At 45.3% G+C, this 20,250-nt stretch carries 19 protein-coding genes and 1 pseudogene; 14 read left to right on the top strand and 6 right to left on the bottom strand.

Annotated elements, in window-relative coordinates; genetic code table 11:
* Nucleotides 1-64: 64 nt before the first annotated feature.
* Together NSQ68_RS17315 and NSQ68_RS17310 are read right to left on the bottom strand one after the other, a co-directional pair.
* Entirely contained in the window at nt 65-1,039 is a 975-nt protein-coding gene (locus NSQ68_RS17315; RefSeq protein WP_342426631.1) for an alpha/beta hydrolase, read from the bottom strand.
* Nucleotides 1,036-1,665 (bottom strand): TetR/AcrR family transcriptional regulator, encoded by a 630-nt coding sequence (locus NSQ68_RS17310; protein WP_209949463.1) that lies wholly within the window; start codon nt 1,663-1,665, stop codon nt 1,036-1,038. The genes NSQ68_RS17315 and NSQ68_RS17310 overlap by 4 nt, the downstream gene beginning before the upstream one ends.
* Nucleotides 1,666-1,904: 239 nt before the next feature.
* Between NSQ68_RS17310 and NSQ68_RS17305 the strand changes: the two are divergent.
* Together NSQ68_RS17305 and NSQ68_RS17300 are read left to right on the top strand one after the other, a co-directional pair.
* A pseudogene (locus tag NSQ68_RS17305) lies at nt 1,905-2,068 on the top strand (sigma factor); the annotation flags it as partial.
* A 113-nt stretch (nt 2,069-2,181) separates the two neighbouring features.
* Entirely contained in the window at nt 2,182-2,643 is a 462-nt protein-coding gene (locus NSQ68_RS17300) for a DUF523 domain-containing protein (protein WP_049816884.1), read from the top strand.
* A gap of 103 nt (nt 2,644-2,746) precedes the next feature.
* On the opposite strand, the gene NSQ68_RS17295 is transcribed toward NSQ68_RS17300, so the two are convergent.
* Entirely contained in the window at nt 2,747-3,496 is a 750-nt protein-coding gene (locus NSQ68_RS17295; RefSeq protein WP_342426630.1) for a YdcF family protein, read from the bottom strand.
* Between the two features lie 217 nt (nt 3,497-3,713).
* Between NSQ68_RS17295 and NSQ68_RS17290 the strand changes: the two genes are divergently transcribed.
* The 5 genes from NSQ68_RS17290 to NSQ68_RS17270 all read left to right on the top strand — a co-directional run bounded on the left by NSQ68_RS17290 (nt 3,714) and on the right by NSQ68_RS17270 (nt 9,400).
* Complete coding sequence (locus NSQ68_RS17290; RefSeq protein ID WP_307347183.1) at nt 3,714-4,601, top strand: DMT family transporter; 888 nt, start codon at nt 3,714-3,716, stop codon at nt 4,599-4,601.
* Between the two features lie 228 nt (nt 4,602-4,829).
* Entirely contained in the window at nt 4,830-5,606 is a 777-nt protein-coding gene (locus NSQ68_RS17285) for an NAD(P)-dependent oxidoreductase (protein WP_342426629.1), read from the top strand.
* Nucleotides 5,607-5,840: 234 nt separating this feature from the next.
* Nucleotides 5,841-6,836 (top strand): ABC transporter permease subunit, encoded by a 996-nt coding sequence (locus NSQ68_RS17280; protein WP_342426628.1) that lies wholly within the window; start codon nt 5,841-5,843, stop codon nt 6,834-6,836.
* An 18-nt stretch (nt 6,837-6,854) separates the two neighbouring features.
* A complete protein-coding gene (locus NSQ68_RS17275) occupies nt 6,855-7,748 on the top strand; it encodes a carbohydrate ABC transporter permease (RefSeq protein WP_061830389.1) in 894 nt (297 codons plus the stop codon).
* Nucleotides 7,749-7,858: 110 nt separating this feature from the next.
* Nucleotides 7,859-9,400: an extracellular solute-binding protein gene (locus tag NSQ68_RS17270; RefSeq protein ID WP_342426627.1), complete on the top strand. Its 1,542-nt coding sequence runs from the start codon at nt 7,859-7,861 to the stop codon at nt 9,398-9,400.
* A gap of 80 nt (nt 9,401-9,480) precedes the next feature.
* Here NSQ68_RS17270 and NSQ68_RS17265 read toward each other — a convergent pair whose 3' ends face one another.
* The gene (locus tag NSQ68_RS17265) at nt 9,481-11,742 is read right to left on the bottom strand and encodes an AraC family transcriptional regulator (protein ID WP_342426626.1); all 2,262 of its coding nucleotides are present in this window, start codon (nt 11,740-11,742) and stop codon (nt 9,481-9,483) included.
* Between the two features lie 325 nt (nt 11,743-12,067).
* Between NSQ68_RS17265 and NSQ68_RS17260 the strand changes: the two genes are divergently transcribed.
* Together NSQ68_RS17260 and map are read left to right on the top strand one after the other, a co-directional pair.
* Complete coding sequence (locus NSQ68_RS17260; RefSeq protein WP_342426625.1) at nt 12,068-12,787, top strand: TetR family transcriptional regulator; 720 nt, start codon at nt 12,068-12,070, stop codon at nt 12,785-12,787.
* A 26-nt stretch (nt 12,788-12,813) separates the two neighbouring features.
* Complete coding sequence (map, locus tag NSQ68_RS17255) at nt 12,814-13,560, top strand: type I methionyl aminopeptidase (RefSeq protein ID WP_342426624.1); 747 nt, start codon at nt 12,814-12,816, stop codon at nt 13,558-13,560.
* Nucleotides 13,561-13,822: 262 nt separating this feature from the next.
* On the opposite strand, the gene NSQ68_RS17250 is transcribed toward map, so the two are convergent.
* Nucleotides 13,823-14,536 (bottom strand): expansin EXLX1 family cellulose-binding protein, encoded by a 714-nt coding sequence (locus NSQ68_RS17250; RefSeq protein ID WP_342426623.1) that lies wholly within the window; start codon nt 14,534-14,536, stop codon nt 13,823-13,825.
* A gap of 582 nt (nt 14,537-15,118) precedes the next feature.
* On the opposite strand from NSQ68_RS17250, the gene NSQ68_RS17245 reads away from it, so the two are divergent.
* A complete protein-coding gene (locus tag NSQ68_RS17245) occupies nt 15,119-15,835 on the top strand; it encodes a metal-dependent hydrolase (RefSeq protein ID WP_013311208.1) in 717 nt (238 codons plus the stop codon).
* Nucleotides 15,836-15,933: 98 nt separating this feature from the next.
* Here NSQ68_RS17245 and NSQ68_RS17240 read toward each other — a convergent pair whose 3' ends face one another.
* Nucleotides 15,934-17,013, bottom strand: a complete 1,080-nt coding sequence (locus tag NSQ68_RS17240) for a M42 family metallopeptidase (RefSeq protein ID WP_342426622.1) — start codon at nt 17,011-17,013, stop codon at nt 15,934-15,936.
* 185 nt (nt 17,014-17,198) lie between these two features.
* Between NSQ68_RS17240 and spoVAC the strand changes: the two genes are divergently transcribed.
* From spoVAC to NSQ68_RS17220, 4 genes are all read left to right on the top strand, one after another.
* Nucleotides 17,199-17,705, top strand: a complete 507-nt coding sequence (gene spoVAC / locus NSQ68_RS17235) for a stage V sporulation protein AC (protein WP_307347945.1) — start codon at nt 17,199-17,201, stop codon at nt 17,703-17,705.
* Nucleotides 17,702-18,724, top strand: a complete 1,023-nt coding sequence (spoVAD, locus tag NSQ68_RS17230; protein ID WP_023989537.1) for a stage V sporulation protein AD — start codon at nt 17,702-17,704, stop codon at nt 18,722-18,724. Before spoVAC ends, spoVAD begins: the two co-directional genes overlap by 4 nt.
* A complete protein-coding gene (spoVAE, locus tag NSQ68_RS17225) occupies nt 18,721-19,077 on the top strand; it encodes a stage V sporulation protein AE (protein ID WP_013311204.1) in 357 nt (118 codons plus the stop codon). The genes spoVAD and spoVAE overlap by 4 nt, the downstream gene beginning before the upstream one ends.
* A 213-nt stretch (nt 19,078-19,290) precedes the next feature.
* Entirely contained in the window at nt 19,291-20,250 is a 960-nt protein-coding gene (locus tag NSQ68_RS17220) for a MoxR family ATPase (RefSeq protein ID WP_039272322.1), read from the top strand.

Genomic DNA, 20,250 nt, shown 5'->3' with positions numbered 1-20,250 from the left:
GCGCTAGGAAATTTTTCTATAATTGTGGTTACTCGTTCAGCTAGTTGGCTCTCTTGGATTGAATTTATTTTCCTACATACTCATCCAAAAAGCGATCTACTCTTTTGAAATATTCAGTGGGGTAATGATTGATGGCATCGATGTGCTCCGTATTTTGCGGGTACCATACTTCTGCTTTTGGGTTATCTTTTAGGGACTCGTAAATAATTTCTGTGTTTTTATAACTAATTTGCTGATCTCCAGTACCATGAATGAGCATAACTGGCTTGTCTTGCATCTTTTTTACCGCATCCATAGGAGATATGGAATCAAGATCAACCTTAAAGGCCCAATTTGCCATCCATGTCGATGTATAACTGAATGGAAACGCAGGTAAACCTGAAAAGAAGGGCAAACCCTCTCTCAGAAATAGACCAGCATTACGAAAAGGACTATCCGCAATTACGGCTTTGATGTCATCACTTTCACTTGCAGCTAGCAAAGAAGTAGCAGCACCCATTGAAAAGCCGATAACTCCAATGTTATCACCCGTATGGTCTCTCGATTTTAAATAGCTTACAGCTCCTAGCAAATCATATTTTTCATTGAGGCCCAGTGTAATCAAATCACCATCGGATTTACCTTGTGAACTGAGATCAAATGCCAATACATTGTAGCCTTTCGGAACGAAATGCTCTACTAACTTTTGGGTCCGCCCTTTGACTAAACGATTGCTCGTATATCCATGGACGACAATAATCGTTTTGCTACTTGATTTACCAGAAAGACCACTTGCAGGAAAGAAGGAACCTCTAATCGTATTATCATTTTTCAAACTCTTGAACTCGACCTCTTCATAGGGAGTTTTATCGATATTCAATCCGTAGCTGACATTAGTGTCTCTAGGATGGTGCAGCAAGGTGTCTACTACTTTATAAGATATAAAAAATACAAGAGCCGTCACAAGCAAAAGCACGATCCCTAGGCCCCATAAAATTTTCTTTCGTTTTTTCACACGAACGTTAAATGTCAGATCGGGTTGTAATGATGCTTGACTCATTCAGACTCCTCCAGTTTTTCTTTAGGTTGTATGGGTGCGAACAAATAAAAGGCATGTCCCTTCAGATTTTCCCACTCGGGATGATGAATAATACTTTCTCCAAGAGTTAAGCCCACTCCATTTAAGAAAGAGATATAGGCGCGAGAGATCATTGCTGGAGAAAAGCTTTTGTTGAATTCTCCCATTAACTGTCCCTTGGCATAGACGCATTCGATCGCATCTGTCATTACCTTTATACTTTCAAGGACCTTCTGTGTAAGTTCGGGGAATTTTACTCGTTGTCCTAAGACAGATTGAACAAGCCGCAATTCATTTATATAGGAGTAGATATGGTTGAATTGTTCTGCCACCATGCTCTTAATCAATACGCCCGGCGTCCCCTCTTGTTGTAGACAAGCAAGCGATTTCGCCTGAATATCAGCCAGCGGCTCAAGGACAGCGGCGTAGTATAAAGCTTCTTTGCTGGGGAAATATTGAAAAATGGTTCCAGGAGTCACTCCCACACTCTGCGCTATGATCGCCGTTGTGGTGTTAGAATATCCACTTTCTGCGAACAGGACAACAGCTTCTTCTAGGATACGTTTACGCCGCTCCAGTCTTTTTTCTTCATTGATGGGTCTTGCCAAATGTATTCCCCTCTCTTTTAACTAAACTTTTATTAATTAAATGATTGATTATTTAATTAATAATATATCTTAAATTATGACATATAGCAAGAGTAATTTCTCTTACTTACAAGCAGGATGAACCTCAATATATAAAAATAAGCCGGAGGCTACTCAACGTGCGCCTCCGGCTTATTTATCAGGTTATTTTGGATGAGTACACGTTCAGCCTTCCTTAAATTTAATAAAACAATGAATATTTGGAGGATATCGTATCCTTCGGTACCATCGGCCTGATGAAGGCCATTGAAAGCTTTCAGACCGGGAAAGGCACCAAGCTGGCAACATTTGCAGCCCGTTGTATAGAAAATGAAATCCTGATGCATTTGCGATCTCTGAAGAAACACGCAAAAACGTATCACTCTTACGGAACGCGGACGTAGAGGCGAGTCAAAATTTTCGTACGATGACTCTACGAGGAAATTTGTTTATACTTTAACTACTTAATAGGAATACAATGGATATGAGGTGGAACTAATGATTCTGGTAAGTTCGTGTTTGGCAGGCATGAAGGTACGATATAACGGGACGGATAGCCTGGATGTACATATTCAGAAGTTGGTAGAGGAAAAGAAAGCTGTGACAATCTGTCCTGAGCTTTTGGGGGGCTTTGTGACTCCGAGAGAGCCTGCTGAGATTGTTGGAGGGACAGGCGAGGATGTGCTGAACGGCACAGCTAAGGTGGTCGAGTTTTCAGGCAACGATGTCAGCGATATGTACATTAGGGGTGCGTACGAAGCCTTGAATATAGCCAGAGAGGTTAACGCAACGCATGTTGTTTTAAAAGAAAACAGCCCGTCCTGCGGATCAGCAGCAATATATAATGGGTCATTCGAAAATCGTAAAATAGCTGGTAACGGGGTAACCTCGGCTTTGTTAAAAAAGGAAGGATTTAAGGTCATATCGGAAGAACAAATTTCGGATATTTTCTTGGATTAGAATATGTAATGGTAGATCAAGCGCCTTGCTAGCTTACAGGCTTATACCTGCGAGCGCAAGACGCTTGTTTGTGCTGTGTGATGCTATACGATTAGACATCATATTATTTAAGCTTTAATGCAAGGATTCCCAGGTATTCCTTGAGGGCTGTTCCGGTTGTAGACATGGCCCCAGCAGACGGCGAGAGTTTGCCAGCATACAGTGACAGCTCTTCACTTGCCAGATAGTCGGTAGGATAAGCTACGACCTGCATCTCTGCACGCTGAAATTCCAGTGCAGCACGTGGCATATGGAAAGCGGAGGTCACCAGAACAGGCCTAGTGAGTTGATGTTTTTTTAAAATTTGCGATGTATATACGGCATTTTGCTGTGTGTTCAAAGAACGGTTTTCGATCAAAATGTCCTTTGCTGGAATACCGAGTCCTAGCAACTGCCTTTGTGCAATATTCGCCTCATTACCACTGTCTCCAAACACTTGCCCGCCGGAGAAAAGAATGGGTAAGCCTGTTGCTTCATGCAATCTGGCCGCAGTGAGCAGTCGATTGGCCGCAGATCCTAGCAGATTACCTTGTCCATTGATGTCGGGGGTTCCTTCTGTGGCTCCGCCCCCAAGTACGACAATGACATCGCCTTGAATGGTACGGGGCTGTGGGTACTGTTTTTCTAAGCTACTGATTAACAAATCTCCAGCCAAATTGGTCGAGGAAACATACAGCAGCAATGTGACAAGAAGCAGTACGACCGCAGGTTTACGTGCCCTTTTCCATAGCCAAATCACGAGCCCTGCCATCACAAGGATGAACAAACCGGGAGGGAGCACAAAGCTGTACAAAAATTTGATAATATAAATCAAGTGCAGACAACCTCCTATCCTTATAAGCCTTATCTGTCTTTTTGGTATATTGTAACATAGGCAACTGACTGGATTCCTCTGTCCGAAGATATACCTCGATGAACAAGCGGGCATGAAAGGTGGAGCTTTCCACTACATATTTTTTGTTTGATAAAGTTGTTCTGTAGGCGTAGTATATAAAGTCTAGTGATTTTTTTCATAGAGGAGCGATAGCGTCATGGGAGAGTTAACGACAGCCAAGCGGATGATGATGATCGCGCTACTGGTTGTATTGTGGGGCATTTCTTGGCCCATTTATAAAGTTGCATTGGAATTCACACCTCCACTATTGTTTGCAGGACTACGTACACTGCTGGGCGGTCTGCTATTGGGAGTGATTTTAGTACCGAGATGGAATCGCATTCGTTGGAAAGAAAATTGGCGGGTGTATGCTATTTCAGGTATTTTTAACGTGGTATTGTTTTATGGTCTGCAAACGGTGGGACTGATGTACGTCCCCTCTGGCTTGTTTTCTGTACTGGTATATCTCCAGCCTGTACTGGTCGGCATTTTTGCATGGATGTGGCTAGGGGAAGCGATGTCCAGACTCAAGGTGCTTGGATTGGTCATCGGATTTTTGGGCGTTGCGGCTGTCAGTGTCGGCGGATTTTCAGGACATGTGGCTGTGGCAGGTGTAATCCTCGCCATTATTACAGCCGTGAGCTGGGCATTGGGAACGGTATATGTGAAAAAGGTAAACCAGCGTGTGGATTCGCTGTGGCTGGTTGCATTTCAATGTACACTGGGAGGCATCGTGCTGACGGGAGCTGGAACGGTGACGGAAAGCTGGTCAGATATCGTATGGAATGTCCCGTATGTGTCAGGGCTGATATTCGGCACGGTGCTGGGAATTTCACTTTCCTGGTTGCTGTATTTCACACTTGTTAATTCAGGCGATGCGAGCAAGGTTGCATCTTATACGTTTTTGGTGCCTGTGATCTCGGTGTTTGTCAGCTCGTTGGTGCTGGGCGAAGCGATTACGGCTTTCCTGCTGATCGGGTTGATCTTAATCGGGCTTAGCATTTATTTGGTTAATCGCAGAGCGAGAGTAGTACGACAAGCTTGAGCGTAGTGGTTGAAATTAAGAACTTGAAACAAAGAACTTGAAACATAGTAACAACAAGGGACTCTTGCACAGTAGCAGGGTCCCTTTTTATATGCCGACAAGGGACACAGCTAAGTGGGATATTACCTGCTGAATTCGAGAGTTTAAGGGGTTTCCTCCCTGGGGAGTTGGTTAAGATTATGATATGGATGACAGCATACAACCAAGCAAAGAAGGGAGATGTGGACGATGGCACGAAAATTGTTGATTACAGGTGCGGCGGGTACAATTGGGAAAGTATTATATGAAGGGCTAAAAGCGGAAGGTAAATATGAAATAACCGCCACTGACGTGAAGAGAGATGAAGAGGCGGGGATTGTGGAAATGGATATACATGATGCAGCACGACTGGATGAGCTTACGCGTGGAGTGGATACGGTACTACATTTTGCATGGATCAAGGATGAGGGGGATTTCCTCGGCAAAGTGCTGTCCGGCAATGTTAGTGGAGCCTACAAGCTGTATGAAGCTGCGGTGAAAAATGGGGTAAAACGCATTGTTTTTGCCAGTTCCAATCATGCCACAGGATTTTATAAAGTAGGCGAAAGCATAGACATAGAAGATCCCTACCGACCAGACAGTTTTTATGGATTGAGTAAGTGCTACATTGAACTGTTGGGACGGCTGTATGCCGATCAGGGCAAAATATCTTCCATTAATATCCGTATCGGAAATTTTCCTGGGGATGATCGGCCCCATTCGGAGCGCGCCGCTCATATTTGGATCTCCGAGCGCGATATGATCCGTCTGACCGTCTGCTGTATCGAAGCTCGTCCAGAAATGAGCTATCTTAATTTGTACGGTACGTCAGCCAATACGGATAATTATTATGACATTGGCTACTTAGAAGAACAAATCGGATATAAGCCGCAAGATAACGCTGCCGAGCTGCTGGAGCAGGCAAAGAAAATTGGATTTCGGGTAAAACAGGATGAAACCACATTCCAGGGTGGGCAAAAGGAGTAGAGTAGATCGTTCAAATATGCCTTGTGAATGGGTTTAAGGCGTCGATCAGACGCCTCATATTACATAAAACTTCACAAATATCCGAATTGTTCACTCCTCAGGACACTCCTTTGTTCATGAAGCATGAGAGGCTTCACTTTTCATTTTGAATGCGCTTACATAAAATATAGTTATACGGCGGCGGTGCTACAAACCTTGCTGTCGGTAACGTATACAGAGGGGGAGTGACTCACATTGAATCAGCCTATGCCCAAAAATTCTGCAATGCTTACAGCGGATTCCCGCCTGAACGGTAAGAGGCTGGGAACGGGTAGAAAACACGGTTTTTTCTATGAACTGTTCCGCAATCGAGTATTATTTCTGATGTTGTTGCCCACTTTAATTTTTTTCTTCATTAATTCTTACATTCCTATGGTGGGTATTTATTATGCATTTACCCAGTTTGACTTTAATACCAGCCTGTTTGATGCCAAGTTCGTCGGACTCCAAAATTTTCGCTTTTTATGGCAGTCCGGCACGCTGACAAAACTAACATTGAATACGGTCGGATACAACGCAGCGTTTATTTTACTTGGTAACGTGTTAGCGATTGTTCTCGCTATTTTACTGAATGAGCTGCGAGGCCGCTACTTTAAAAAGATCGCTCAATCTGTGATGTTCCTGCCTTATTTTGTTTCTTTCGTTATTCTAAGTGTCATCGTGTATAACATATTTAATTATGATAATGGTTTTCTGAATACGTTGCTGCTGCAATTTGGTGGTGAACGCGTGGATGTATACAACAAACCATGGGTATGGATTTTCCTGATTATCCTGTTCTATTTATGGAAAAATCTTGGCTACAGTATGGTGATCTATCTGGCAGCGATTACAGGTATCAGTGACGAATATTATGAGGCAGCTAAAATGGATGGAGCCAACATTTTTCAACGAATCTGGTACATTACCGTTCCTATGCTTAAATCGACATTCGTTGTGCTGCTGTTGTTTGCGCTTGGTAGTATTATGAAAGGACAATTTGATCTTTTCTATCAGTTAATCGGCAACAATGGGGTGCTGTACAATACGACGGATATTTTGGACACTTATGTGTACCGTTCGCTGAAAGTGACTTTTGATGTGGGTATGGCTTCGGCGGCAGGCGTATACCAATCATTGTTCGGCTTTGTACTGATCATGACCGTGAACTATATCATCCGCAAGTTGAACGACGAGTATGCCTTATTCTAGAAAGGAGGACCCAAACGGATGGCGATCAAAGAGGATGTATACACTCGAATTTTTAAAATTATCTCTTATGTGATTATCATTATTGCTTCCATTGCTTGTTTACTCCCGTTCCTACTTATTATTTCAGCTTCACTGACCAGTAATGAATCGATTATCAGGGATGGATATCACTTTATACCACAGCAATTCTCACTGGAAGGTTACCGGACGGTGTTCACCTTTCCTGAAGAGGTGTTAAGAGCGTACGGGGTGACGATTTTTACCACGGTTGTAGGTACGACGTTGGGCCTGTTCCTGATGACGATGGCAGGATATGTGCTGGCACGCAAAGATTTTAAATACCGCAATGCGTTTTCATTCTATATTTACTTTACGACGCTGTTCGGAGGCGGGTTGGTGCCTTGGTACATTATGCTGACGAAGTATTTAGGATTGCTTGATACGTATACAGTGCTTATTTTTCCGGGATTGATGACTCCGTTTCTGATCATTTTAATGAAAAACTTCATTCGTTCTTCCATGCCGGAAGAGCTGTTCGAGTCCGCTAAAATAGATGGTGCGGGTGATTTTAAAATTTACTATCGAATTGTACTGCCTTTATCTACACCGGGTATTGCCACTGTAGGGCTGTTTCTGGCCTTGGCTTACTGGAATGACTGGTTCTCATCCTCACTCTTTATTAACGATCCACATAAATACCAGTTGCAATATTATCTGTATAATGTAATTAACTCCATGCAATTTATCGCTCAAATGGGTGCAGGTACTGGCGTGTCCCTTTCCAATGATATGCCGACAGAATCGACCAAAATGGCAATGGCGATCGTGGTTACTGGACCCATTTTGCTGCTGTACCCGTTCATTCAGCGTTACTTTGTCAAGGGGCTGACCATTGGCGCGGTAAAAGGCTGAAGCGGCACTAAAGGGCTTTGATGGCATAACGTGCTGACGGTATGCCATCAAAGCAGCACTTTTTGTAAGCGTTTTATTAAACAGACTACCATTTCAAAGGGAGGATTCACATGACATTCACAAAGAAAAGAAAACAACGCATGTCCATCCTGATTGCAGTAATGGTCATCATGGCGCTATTAGCCGGATGTGGAGGCGGTAGCGGAAACAGCGCACAAAAAGCAAATGGAGAGGATGATAAATCCCAAAAAGTGCAGCTGCAATTTTATATGCTGGGTGATGCTCCTAAGGATCTGTCTACCATTGAGGCAGAGATTAATAAGTTGGCGGAAAAAGATCTGAATGCCACCGTCAAATTTAACTATACGACGTGGACAGACTGGGATCAAAAATATAAGCTGTTATTATCTTCGGGTCAGCCTATCGACCTGATATTCACTGCAGACTGGACGCAGTATCAGGCCTATGCCAAGAAGGGCGCATTCCTGCCGCTAGACGATCTGCTGCCTAAGGCCGCACCTGCCTTGCAAAAATTTGTGCCTCAGGACATGTGGGATGGAGTTAAAATCGGAGGCGAAATTTATACCGTGCCTGGCACGTATAAAGAGTATGTCACTAACGGCTTTGTATGGCGTGAGGATTTACGTGAGAAGTACAATTTGCCTAAACCGACAGATATCAAAAGTTACGAGGCTTATATGGATGGGATACGTCAGCATGAGCCAAATATGAAAACCGTATCTCTGAACAGCGATATCAAGGGAAATCTGCATGACCGATATACCGAATTAGTAACGAAGAGTGTAGGGGCCTTGCCTTACGGCATTGGTATTAAATACGAAAAACCAACAGAGGTTTATAAATTTTGGGGCTCGGATGAGCAAAAAGAAGAGCTGAACACTTACAAACGTTGGGCCGATAAAGGATTCATTCCCAAAAATGTATTAAACGTAAAAGATACGCTTCAGGATCAAGTGACTTCTGGTAAAGCAGCGAGTATTTTCGGTGACAATCCAACCCGGTTTAATGATATGGTCATTAAGCTCAAAGCATCTCATCCGGACTGGAAGCTGGATTACTACCCATTCCCTTTGACGACAGGTTATGCAACTCCAGTGCACCCGATTCATAACGGCTTTGCAATTCCAAAAAGCAGCCCAAATCCGGCGCGCGCATTAGCTTTTTATGAAAAGCTTGTGACGGACAAACGCTATAACTTGCTCACGCAATATGGTATTGAAGGCAAAAACTACGAGGTCAAAGATGGTTACTATCATATGATAGGTAGCGGCAGTTCTAATGGATTTTCACGCGAAGGTATGAACAGTTGGGCTTGGCGTAATCCGGAATACATGCTGTTTGATTCTGGCTTTGACCGTGTGAAGAAAATTTTTGCCGAGCTGGATAAAATCCAGAAGCCTGACCTGTTTACCGGCTTTGCAGAGGACTACACGACCTACCAAGCAGAAAAAGCAGCTCTAGAACAGGTTGAGAAGCAATATCTGTATCCGCTCCAAGCTGGACTGATCGACAATGTAGATCAAGGCTTGCAGACCTTCTTGCAAAAGGCAAACCAGGCTGGTTTGGAGAAAATTCAAACCGAGTATACAAAACAATGGGAAGCTTATGTAAAGGAGAAGGGGATTAAATAAAACATAAAGATTTGTGATAAAGAAGAAAAGCAAGTCTCCAGAAAGTTGGAGGCTTGCTTTTTTTATGTCAGTTTACTTACTTATTGCGCATTTGCTCTAGAACGGCGAAAATCTGTCGGTGTTACGCCCAAGCTACGTTTGAACATGCGATGGAAATAAGAGCTGCTCGCAAATCCGGTTTGTTCTGCTACGTCAGCCACGGACCAGTCGGTCTGTTCCAGTAATTCACAGGCCTTGCGAATACGGAGTTGTTGGATGACGTCCACGATAGTAGACATGGTCTGTTGCTTATATAGCCTGCTGACATAGATCGGCGACATATCCAGCTCTTCCGCAATCTGATTGAGACAAAAATTGGGATCCATATAGGCTTGCTCCAATCGTTCATTAATTTGCCGCACCAATCGTTCCTGTTTCGTGTTTCGTTTTTCCGATAGACTGGAGCGAATATGATCAAAGACTAATTGATAGTGATCAATAAGGTTTTCAGCGGTCTCTAACCGATCTGCGGATGGTAATTCAGGTTTAGATTCTATAGCAAATCCATTGAGCTCACTGATATGCCGAACAGCATTATTCACACTCATGATGAGCCGGGATATCGCCACTCGAACAGAGGAAAACGGATATTTTTCCATATGCATCAATAATTCTTTGAACATACTGTGTGCATCCTCCGTATGACCAGACAGTAGCGTATCCAGCATTTTTTTCTCTTTATCGGCTGGATATACGTAAGTATTTTGGATATCTTCGTCTGTAGTGTTTTGCGCATTAATAATGCAGCCATGTCCCTGAAAAAATCGGTGCATAGATGCGTCTTGTACCTGGCGGTACAGCAAATGCAGCCGTTCTGGTTGACTCGTGATGGCACTGTAAGTCAGTGAAACGCTCAGCTTCAAATATTCAAAGCAAGCTTCGCGTATTTGGCGTAATAAAGTTTCTAGTAGTACAGTGTCTGTATGTTCTGCGGGATCGAGAATGTTAAGCATCAGCAGTACACTGTCTTCATCCATATCAACAGTCTCCACCCGGTACGTCTGTCCGCATATTTCAGAAGCAATGTTCATGATTGCAAACTTATAGGGTAGCAGATCAGGTCCACGTTCGCTTTGCCATCGGGTATATTCATCTATGCGCAGCAGCACAAGGCGGTAGTCTTTGTCGAACTGGAACGTAATCCCAAGCTCGCGCAATCGTTCCGGTTCTTCACTGGCAGGGAGATTTCGAATTCCTCTGATTACATTTCTTAAAATGTTTTGCCGGATCGTGTACATACTGTTTCGTTTCTCCGACTCCAGTGAGTTCATATGCACAACGATTTGCCCAATAGGCGTATACAGCATTTTGGACAGCAGCCATGAAGCTACGAATCCTGCCAATGCAATGATGGCGGCTATCAGTAACATCGCATTACGAATAACACTTGCCATTTTGATAACGCTTTCATATGGTGTGACACTAATATACTGCCAACCTAGTCCATCCGGGGAGGTGTAGGAAATGAGTGATCTTTTACCATGAAAGTCTTCTACAAAATAGCCTGTTTCTTGTTTTTTGACTCTCGTATGCAACCATAGCTGTTCTTTTTCGTTCAAAGTTTCGTCTGTCAATGTTGTACCAGACAACAGCCTGCCTTGATCGTCTAAAATATAAGCGGTCCCGCCTGAGATTGGATTCGCCGCCATTTCCTTGTTCATCCAGGCCGCCGACACATTCACAATCACAGCCGAATTTATCGCTTCGTTCGAGTTAATTGCGTCATAACATAAATACGTATAGGCTGCGATATCTGGGCTTGCTTGCTCTACTCCAGCTCTGGAGTCTGAGGCAGTCAGCAGCGGATATGTGCGTGGAATAGGCGTAAAGGGTTTATAGTCCTGATAATGATCCAGCACGCGAATGATATCTGTATCAGCCAGTTCATGTTTGCTGAATAACCCGTTTTGGCCTTGTGAGGACGCAATGTAGAAGGTGTCACTCTTAGGGTTATACACGTAGATAGATTCAATATACGGCATGGAGTTAAGATAATTATTTAATTCAGTCATGGCAGCGGTTACATCATATACATTGGGCTTGGGATAATACAACAACTTGGATAGGGTACTGCTGCGATACATTTGGAATGCCAAAGATTGAGCAATAGATGTCATGTTGATGACCTCTTTGCTTCTCAATGTTAAGCTATTGTGATTAGCTTCGAACGCCTGCTCTTTTTCCACGCGAATATAGTAGAAATAATATACAGTGGTGGATACCAGCAACGTTAGTGTTATACATAACGTAATGCTGACCAGCAATTTGCTGTGAAGCTTGTGGTGCTTTTTGAAATTGCTCATATGAACAGGCCTCCTGTCTGTGTGAACGTAGCTGTAAAGTACACCCTATTTATGTATTCATTATACGTATGATCTTATGAACAGGACAGTGAACAAACTGATTCTTTGTGAAAAATAATGATTTTTTCGCAAAAAGACCGGGAACACGCATACGCAAACTAGTAGAAAGATCCTGAAATAACGTGCTTAAGCCCGCTAACCCGTTGGTCAAGCACCGATTTCTAGGTTGAGTCGGAAATCCTCCAGCTAATCTCTTGTTATTTGCAAGCAGATGTTTTATATTGACATAAGAGTAGGTCAAAAATAAAAGAGGTGAACGGACGAGATGAGTCCACGCACGAAGGAACAAAACGAAGAGATTCGACTGCGGCGTCTGGAGCAAATCCGGAAAGCCGCTGCCGATGTGTTTTTGAATAAAGGGCCTTTACTGGAAATCCGCGATGTGGCCGCGCAGGCGGGACTCGGCTATGGCACGGTATACCATTATTACAGCAATAAGGGCAATTTGCTCTACGATCTGCTATGGGACGCGTTGGAGCGGGCCGGAGGATGGCTGGAGGCTCCGCTAGAGACCCTGCTGAAGGTTCCGCCGGAGGTCCCGCACGTTTCGGCTTCGGGAGAGGCGCCGGCGGGCGGGCATTTTGGCTTGGCTGATGCGGCGGACACCGGGAACTCGGCTGCCGCAGAGCTTGGCCCCGTCGCCGCTGCCAGCGTCCGATTGCTGCAGCTTTGGGCGGAGGACCACGCCCTGTACCTGCTGCATAAGCTGGCCGGTGAGGGCTTTGCCTCGCTGCCTGAAGCTCGCTCGGCCCCGCTCTCGGCCGCCTTTCGCCGGGAGGTGCTCGCGCCGTTTGCCGCGCTGCTGGAAACCGGGTGTGTGGCGGACGGGTCTACCGCTTCCGGCGAAAACGCGACGGAGCCGTCGTATCGGCTACAGCGCGCGGAAATGCTGCTGGCCGCTTTGGTCGGTTGCGCCGCGCTTTCGCTTCGCCGCGGAAAGCTGCACGAGGAGGCCAGGGATATCGTCCGACTTTTAAAGTTATAGAATTGATAAGGAGCGAACAAACAAAGATGATTATTTTAAAATCACCTAGGGAAATCGAAGAGATGAAGCCTGCGAGCCAAATCGTTGCGGACTGCTACCGCGAGGTGGCCAAACTGATCGAGCCTGGGATCACCACCCGGGAAATCAATGACTTTGTTGCCAGACACATCACCAAGCTGGGCGGCAAGCAGTTTACGAAAGGGTACAACGGTTTCCCCGCCGAAACCTGCATTTCGGTCAATGATGTGGTGGCTCATGGCATTCCTTCGAACCAGATGCTTATGGACGGCGACTTGCTGAAGCTCGACATCGTCGTGGAATACGGCGGATGGTTCGGCGATTCGTGCTGGTGCTATGCGGTGGGCAATATCCGGCCGGAGGCGCAAAAATTAATGAAGGTGACAAAGGAATGCTTGGATCTGGGGATCGCCCGGGCCCTCCCTGGGGGCCGGCTCGGCGACATAACGTCGGCGATTCAACAGCATGCGGAAGCGAACGGGTTTTCGCTCGTACGCGATCTGCTGGCCCACGGGATCGGACGGAGCCTGCATGAGGAGCCGAGCTACGAGCATATCGGCGTAGCCGGCAAAGGCATTCGGTTAAAGGAAGGCATGGTGTTTACGATTGAACCAATGGTCAACGAAGGTACGTTTCGTATCACGATCGACGACGATCAGTGGACGGCGAGGACGGCCGACGGCAAGTTGTCGGCGCAATATGAGCATACGATCGCAGTCACGCAGGACGGACCACTGATTTTAACGGCCCAGTAAGAATAGAGGCGAACGGACGGGAATGCGTCATTTCAGGAATTAAGTCGCCAACCCGGCCTGTTTGGCCTGACGAAAGTTCGTAATCCGAAACCACCAAAAAGCGCTGGGCCCACCTGGATCAGCGCTTTTTTTACATGGTTTGAAACTTTTACCGATTTACGAAAAAACCGTTTCCCCGGGAAAATGGCCTAGAAGTAAAACACTCCCATTAGCCTAGTAGAACGATCCTGAAATAACGTAAGCAAAGAGAGGTAGTACTTTATCAGTCTGGAAATTGAACGTTACCTTTAACGATATAGGCTTGGCCTGTGCCATTTTCCGCTAGAGCTGGGATGGTATCGTTGAGCACGACGCCACGAATGTCCGTAATCCTTATTTTCAGAGGCTGTTTTCCTAAATTGGTACCCAAAAAGTGGTTGTAATCCTGTTTTTCGAGATTGAGCCATTGTCCGTTTTGTTGGACTTCCATCTTCAAGACCGGATATTTATGATTGCGTACTTGAATGGCTGCCCACCATTGGCTGCTGCCTTCTTTAATACGGTAGGAGACATTGCCGCTAACCGGAGCTTTGACAACTTTCCACGAAATATTAATTTTTCCGTCTATTTGATTGCCAATCAGGTTGAACGCGTTTGGGGACAGATCGAGTGCGCCACTTGGACCTTCGGGGTAAAGATCAGTTACATATACGGTTGTTTTCCCTTTGGGACCTTGAACTTCCAAATAGGCTCCAGCTAATGCAGCTTTGATTCCGTTATAATTCAGTTGTGTGCGGTTAAGCGCTGTGATTTTGGCATCTGAAGGGATGGGATCAAGTAGTAATGCCCCTCCAGAGTAACCTGATCCCGTATATGTGGCGTAGCCTGTGTATGTATCATTCCAAGCAGCTGAAGCGGGAAGGGCGAATAATACAAGACTTAGCAACGATGTCAGACCGATGGTCTTGAACTTTCGGAACGTCGATTTTTTTTGCATAATCATTTCCTCCTTATTCATTTAATAGATTCATATAGTAAATATAAACACTATATTACCTAATATTTCAAATTGTACAATAGGACTTTGAGGCAAAAAGAAAATATTGAAGATGTTTGTCAACTTACTCATAGGCCATATGTCTTGTTTTTTGGGAAATGGTTGAACTGTGCTCTTTTTCGCAGAAAGTTTGCAGGACAGCCGATAAGTTCAGGAAGATGTATCCTTATAACACAGGACAGGGCTGACTGGAAATTAGGGACAGAAAAGGGGGTTAATAATGAGGACGAATGTCTTTTATGCACCGCCAGTAAATTTAATGGGAGGCGGATGTTAGTAGACAATGCCATGAAAGATGCGTGTGCCTTGGCAATCCTTTTCAGCCGACCCAAGAGGAAGTTATTACTTTGTTCCAAAAAATACGTTAGAGCGATTAAACTAGGACTTTTGAATGAAGTCTTTTAAATAGAATAAGCGAACTATTGTTCTCCTTTTGTTTGTCGTATACAATCGAATCATGCTGATTCAAATGGAGTGATGTTGAACTCTGTTGTATGCTGCAACGAAAGGATGTTTTGCACCATGATGGGAAGAGCCCATTTGATTATCGGAACCGGGGTCTCTCTGTCGGTATTAGCTCTAAGTGGATACGAAGTGACCCCGGCTGCCGTGGCAGCTGCTGTGGTCGGTTCACTGTTGCCGGATATTGACGAGCCTAACTCCATGCTCGTGAGCCGTGCGCTACCAACCAAAATGCTTAGACTCGTACAGCTTCTCATGATTGGAGCTGCTGGTTGGGTATTTTTCACCCGTTTGGCTCCGCCGCCATGGAATCTTGTTCTGGCTTTGCTGATGATTAGTGCTTCTTTTATGCCTTCACGATCCATGCGCAAGGTTATTATCTTTCTAATTGGTATCGGCCTCGCCTGGTATGGAGAATCATATGCACCGTGGAATTATATCGCCGGGTGTCTGCTGATCATTTGTACGCTAGTCCCACACCGGGGGTTAACTCATACGGTATACGGGACAGTCGCATGGACTGCGCTGCTTTATGGTACGACACGTTTGCACGGTGACAGCATATGGCTGGCTGGGGGTATGGCGTACTTGCTGCATTTACTGGCAGATTCCTTGACGAATAATGGAATTAAACCTTTGCCGCCGTTCAAATGGAAGCTGCGATTTAAATTGATGAGTACCGGAACCCGGAAGGGAGCTAAGGTAGAAAACGTCTGCATTGCTCTAACTACTGTACTTGTAGTGATTGCTTTGCTTCGTTATAAGCATTTGATTTAAAATGTTCTATCTTTTGTTTCTATTAAATTAAAAAAACAGTCAATGCACGTTGTACGTGTCTTGACTGTTTTTTATAGATAGCGATTCTCTATTACACCTTAAGCTCGTTCTATAATGGTATTCAGTGTTGTACGATCCAGGTTTTGAACCAGCTTGATGATCAGCTCTTTGGCTGCATCATAATCATCAGTGTGAATAATAGACGAGGAAGTATGGATGTATCGTCCACAGATGCCTATGACGGTGGATGGCACGCCAATTCCGCTCAAGTGCACTTGGCCGGCATCGGTTCCCCCTGTGGAGATGAAGTATTGATACTTGATTTTGTGAGTTTCCGCCATGTCTTGCACGTATTCCACAATCCCGCGATGTGTAATCATACCCGGATCAAATACCCGCAGCAGTGCGCCTTTACCGAGGTGCCCGTAAGCATTCGGATCACCGCCCATATCGTTGGCTGCACTGCAATCCAGTGCAAAGAAAACATCGGGCTGAACCAGATTGGCCGCTGTGCGTGCACCACGCAGTCCCACTTCCTCCTGAACAGTGGCCCCCGCATACAATGTATTGGGGAGCTTGTCTTTTTCTCTATGTAATGCTTCAAGCAGTTCAATAGCCAAGCCTACACCGTAGCGGTTATCCCACGCTTTAGCCATGATTTTTTTAGGATTTGCCAGTGGTGTGAAATCACAGATTGGCGCTATGGCTGTTCCTGGTACGATCCCCAGATCTTGAGCTTCCTGTCTGCTGTCTACGCCGATATCCAGATACATATGCTTAATGTCCATAGGTTTACTGCGTTGCGATTCATCCAGCAAATGAGGCGAGACAGAGCCAACAACACCGATAACTGGGCCTTTTGGAGTCAATACTTGAAGACGTTGTGACATGATGGCTTGGCTCCACCAGCCTCCAACCGGCTGAAAACGAATCATTCCATTTTCCGTAATACCATTCACGATAAAACCGACTTCATCCAGATGGCCTGCCACCATTACACGTGGCCCATTCTCTTGACCGCGTAGCACCCCAAAAAGACTGCCCAATCGATCTTGCACGATTTCATCGGTATAGCCGGATATCCGTTCTTTAACCCAAGCCCGCAACTCTCGTTCATGCCCAGGAATGGAAGGAAACTCCGTTAAGGTTTTAAACAATTCCAATGTTTTTGATTCCATGATGTATACCTCACTCCTTATTAATTAACCAGTGGTCGTCATGTATTTAGTATGAATGGATTTGTACGGAATGTCCACGATATCATTTTCCTGACATAACATTTCTCCAAAAAGCTCATAATGAAAAAGACCCAAGCAATTCGAACCGCCAAGCGCGAAAACTTACAGATAAGGGGTGGTGAATGATGCCAGCTAAATCCGGGCAGCGCGGTTTTCGTACCAATACGTCGCCGTTGTCCATAAATGAGAAAGACTATCAAAGTGTTTCCCAAAAGCATGAGCCTTCCAGAAAAGTATTTGCCAATTGTGTGCGTGCTTTTCTGGTTGGAGGAGTCATCTGTGTGATTGGGCAGGCAATCCAGGAAGCCTTTATGGCAGGGATGCATATTCCCGCCAAAGAGGCTGCGGCACCAACTGCATCCATGATGATCCTGTTGTCAGTTATATTAACCTGCATTGGGGTCTACGATAAGATTGCCCAATGGGCAGGAGCGGGAACCGCTGTACCCATTACAGGTTTTGCGAACTCGATGTGTTCAGCTGCATTGGAGTATCGTTCCGAGGGATTGGTACTTGGAGTGGGTGCAAATATGTTTAAGCTGGCAGGCTCAGTTGTCGTATTTGGTGTGGTGGCCGCATTTATCGTGGGCGTTATATACGCGATCCTCGGTGTGGGGGGCAATCACTTATGAGAAGACAGGGAGGACAAACCTGGAAGTTTGAATCGAGACCGCGCATCATTGGAAGTGCCACTGTTGTGGGCCCGGATGAAGGAGAGGGGCCGTTGTCCACAGATTTTGATTATATTTATGACAATATAGAAATCAACGAGAAAACGTGGGAAAAAGCGGAACGTAGATTGATTGAGCACTCTACAGAGCTGGCGCTAATTAATGCCAATTTGAACAAAGAAGAAGTGCAGTTTTTTATTAGTGGTGATCTGATGAATCAGATTATCAGTAGCTCCTTCTCGGCTAGCAAGCTGGCCATTCCCTATTTGGGTGTTTTTGGAGCCTGCTCAACATCAATGGAAAGCTTAGCCCTAGCCGCACTTATTGTGGACTCAGAGGCAGGTGACTATGTGATGGCGGGTACGACTAGCCATAACTGTACTGTGGAAAAACAATTCCGCTATCCTAATGAATACGGATCACAGAAGCCCCCTACGGCTCAGTATACTGTTACCGGTTCCGGCGCCGCAATTGTAGGACATGCCAAGTCAGGGACGGTGGTGGATTGTGCTACCATTGGACGTGTAATGGACATGGGCATTAAAGACCCCTTTAATATGGGTGGAGCCATGGCTCCCGCGGCTGCAGATACGCTGTTGTCTCATTTTCGAGATACTGGCCGTGACCCTGGTTACTATGATCTCATTGTAACGGGCGATTTAGCCTCAGTGGGGCTACCGATTGCCAAAGAGCTGCTCAAAAAAGATGGGTTCGATATGAATCAGACGGAATTCAATGATTGCGGTTTATTGATTTATGACATCAATAAGCAAAAGAAAGTCATTGCAGGAGGCAGTGGTTGTGGCTGCTCGGCTGTTGTAACCTACGGGCATTTGTTAAAGCGGATTGAAAAAGGAGAGCTGCAAAAGGTATTGGTGGTGGCGACTGGAGCGTTATTATCTCCTTTGACTACACAGCAGGGTGAAAGCATTCCTTGTGTTGCACATGCTGTAGCTTTTGAAGCGGGAGGGACAGTATGATATTTCTATGGGCTTTTTTAGTGGGTGGTGCCATTTGTGTCGTAGGCCAGTTGATGATGGATGTGTTCAAAATGACGCCGGCACATACGATGAGTACGTTGGTAGTTGCAGGTGCAATTGCTGATGCTGTTGGGATATACGATCCGCTTATTAAATTTGCAGGGGCGGGTGCGACCATTCCAATTACCAGTTTTGGTAACTCACTTGTACACGGCGCATTAACCGAATTGGAGAAGGACGGATGGTTGGGTGTCATTACAGGGATTTTTAGTCTGACAAGTGCAGGGATTTCCTCTGCGATTATTTTCTCTTTTCTGGCATGCTTGTTTGTTCGTCCAAAAGGAAGCATATAAAAGCAGCATACTTTAGATTTGACATAGTAAGATAAATAATTGTATACATGTGCCCTTCGGATCTAATGACCGAAGGGTTTTTGATTGTTCTGCACATGAAAGATCGAAAGAAGGATGGAGCTTGAATAATATGGCAGGGGGTTAGTGTACTCTATGTCCACCTTCATGTACAATAATAGGAAACAGGTTGCTATCTAGGAGGTTTACAGAGTTATGCCCGTACGTCAAGAATCTGTGCAGATTGTATCTGCAATCCGTTCTAATCTGGAATCATGTATATTAGGTAAATCCTTTGAAATAAAATTACTACTTACGGCTATGCTGGCGGGTGGACACATTCTGATCGAGGACGTTCCGGGTACGGGAAAAACGCAAATGATCAAGGCTCTTGCCAAATCCATGCGCGGTGATTACCGCCGTGTTCAATGTAATCCTGATATTCTCCCGAGTGATATTACAGGGGTATCCATATTTCACCCACGGGACGAGCGTTTTTATTTCCGTCCGGGTCCTGTGATGACTAATATTTTGCTGGCGGATGAAATTAACCGAGCGACGACGAAAACCCAGTCAGCTCTGCTGGAGGTTATGGAGGAACGCAGTGTGACGGTGGATGGGGACACTCATATGTTGCCTCATCCTTTTATGCTGTGTGCGACACAAAACCCAATTGATTTTGAAGGCACTTATATGCTGCCAGAAGCACAGTTAGATCGTTTTATGCTCAAAATCAGCTTGGGTTATCCTGATATGGAGACGGAGCGAAACATGCTGCTCCATCATCAGGCAGGCCAGCCAGCGGATCGTCTGGAGGCTGTAGCTCATATGGAGCAGATTGCTGACATCCAGCAGGAAATTAGAGGGATTTATATGGACAAAGCAGTGACGTCCTATTTACTTGATATCGTTCGTGCGACAAGAGAACATCCATCCGTGCTGCTGGGAGCTAGCCCCCGGGCGGCACTTGCTTTTGTAATGGCTGCGAAGGCATACGCTTTTCTGGACAACCGTGACTATGTGCTGCCTGATGATGTGAAGGCGCTGGCACCTTATGTGCTAACGCATCGTTTGTTGCTGCGTCCCGAGGCGCGCCTGGATAGTTCCAATGCCCAGTCCGTGCTGGAGGCTGTCCTTCGGCAGGTACATGTACCCGTACGAATGGAGCGTCCTTAG

The sequence above is a fragment of the Paenibacillus sp. FSL L8-0158 genome (assembly GCF_038592965.1).
GTDB classification, from domain to species: Bacteria; Bacillota; Bacilli; order Paenibacillales; family Paenibacillaceae; genus Paenibacillus; species Paenibacillus polymyxa_D.
The sequence above is the reverse complement of the archived record's forward strand: the minus strand, read 5'-3'. Positions and strand labels throughout refer to the sequence as shown.

What these genes read in the sequence shown, in the direction of transcription:
- NSQ68_RS17315 (WP_342426631.1), bottom strand. Translation starts at nt 1,039, where the DNA reads ATGAGTCAAGCATCATTACAACCCGATCTGACATTTAACGTTCGTGTG.
- NSQ68_RS17300 (WP_049816884.1), top strand. Translation starts at nt 2,182, where the DNA reads ATGATTCTGGTAAGTTCGTGTTTGGCAGGCATGAAGGTACGATATAAC.
- NSQ68_RS17290 (WP_307347183.1), top strand. Translation starts at nt 3,714, where the DNA reads ATGGGAGAGTTAACGACAGCCAAGCGGATGATGATGATCGCGCTACTG.
- NSQ68_RS17285 (WP_342426629.1), top strand. Translation starts at nt 4,830, where the DNA reads ATGGCACGAAAATTGTTGATTACAGGTGCGGCGGGTACAATTGGGAAA.
- NSQ68_RS17275 (WP_061830389.1), top strand. Translation starts at nt 6,855, where the DNA reads ATGGCGATCAAAGAGGATGTATACACTCGAATTTTTAAAATTATCTCT.
- NSQ68_RS17270 (WP_342426627.1), top strand. Translation starts at nt 7,859, where the DNA reads ATGACATTCACAAAGAAAAGAAAACAACGCATGTCCATCCTGATTGCA.
- NSQ68_RS17265 (WP_342426626.1), bottom strand. Translation starts at nt 11,742, where the DNA reads ATGAGCAATTTCAAAAAGCACCACAAGCTTCACAGCAAATTGCTGGTC.
- NSQ68_RS17260 (WP_342426625.1), top strand. Translation starts at nt 12,068, where the DNA reads ATGAGTCCACGCACGAAGGAACAAAACGAAGAGATTCGACTGCGGCGT.
- map (WP_342426624.1), top strand. Translation starts at nt 12,814, where the DNA reads ATGATTATTTTAAAATCACCTAGGGAAATCGAAGAGATGAAGCCTGCG.
- NSQ68_RS17250 (WP_342426623.1), bottom strand. Translation starts at nt 14,536, where the DNA reads ATGCAAAAAAAATCGACGTTCCGAAAGTTCAAGACCATCGGTCTGACA.
- NSQ68_RS17245 (WP_013311208.1), top strand. Translation starts at nt 15,119, where the DNA reads ATGATGGGAAGAGCCCATTTGATTATCGGAACCGGGGTCTCTCTGTCG.
- NSQ68_RS17240 (WP_342426622.1), bottom strand. Translation starts at nt 17,013, where the DNA reads ATGGAATCAAAAACATTGGAATTGTTTAAAACCTTAACGGAGTTTCCT.
- spoVAC (WP_307347945.1), top strand. Translation starts at nt 17,199, where the DNA reads ATGCCAGCTAAATCCGGGCAGCGCGGTTTTCGTACCAATACGTCGCCG.
- spoVAD (WP_023989537.1), top strand. Translation starts at nt 17,702, where the DNA reads ATGAGAAGACAGGGAGGACAAACCTGGAAGTTTGAATCGAGACCGCGC.
- spoVAE (WP_013311204.1), top strand. Translation starts at nt 18,721, where the DNA reads ATGATATTTCTATGGGCTTTTTTAGTGGGTGGTGCCATTTGTGTCGTA.
- NSQ68_RS17220 (WP_039272322.1), top strand. Translation starts at nt 19,291, where the DNA reads ATGCCCGTACGTCAAGAATCTGTGCAGATTGTATCTGCAATCCGTTCT.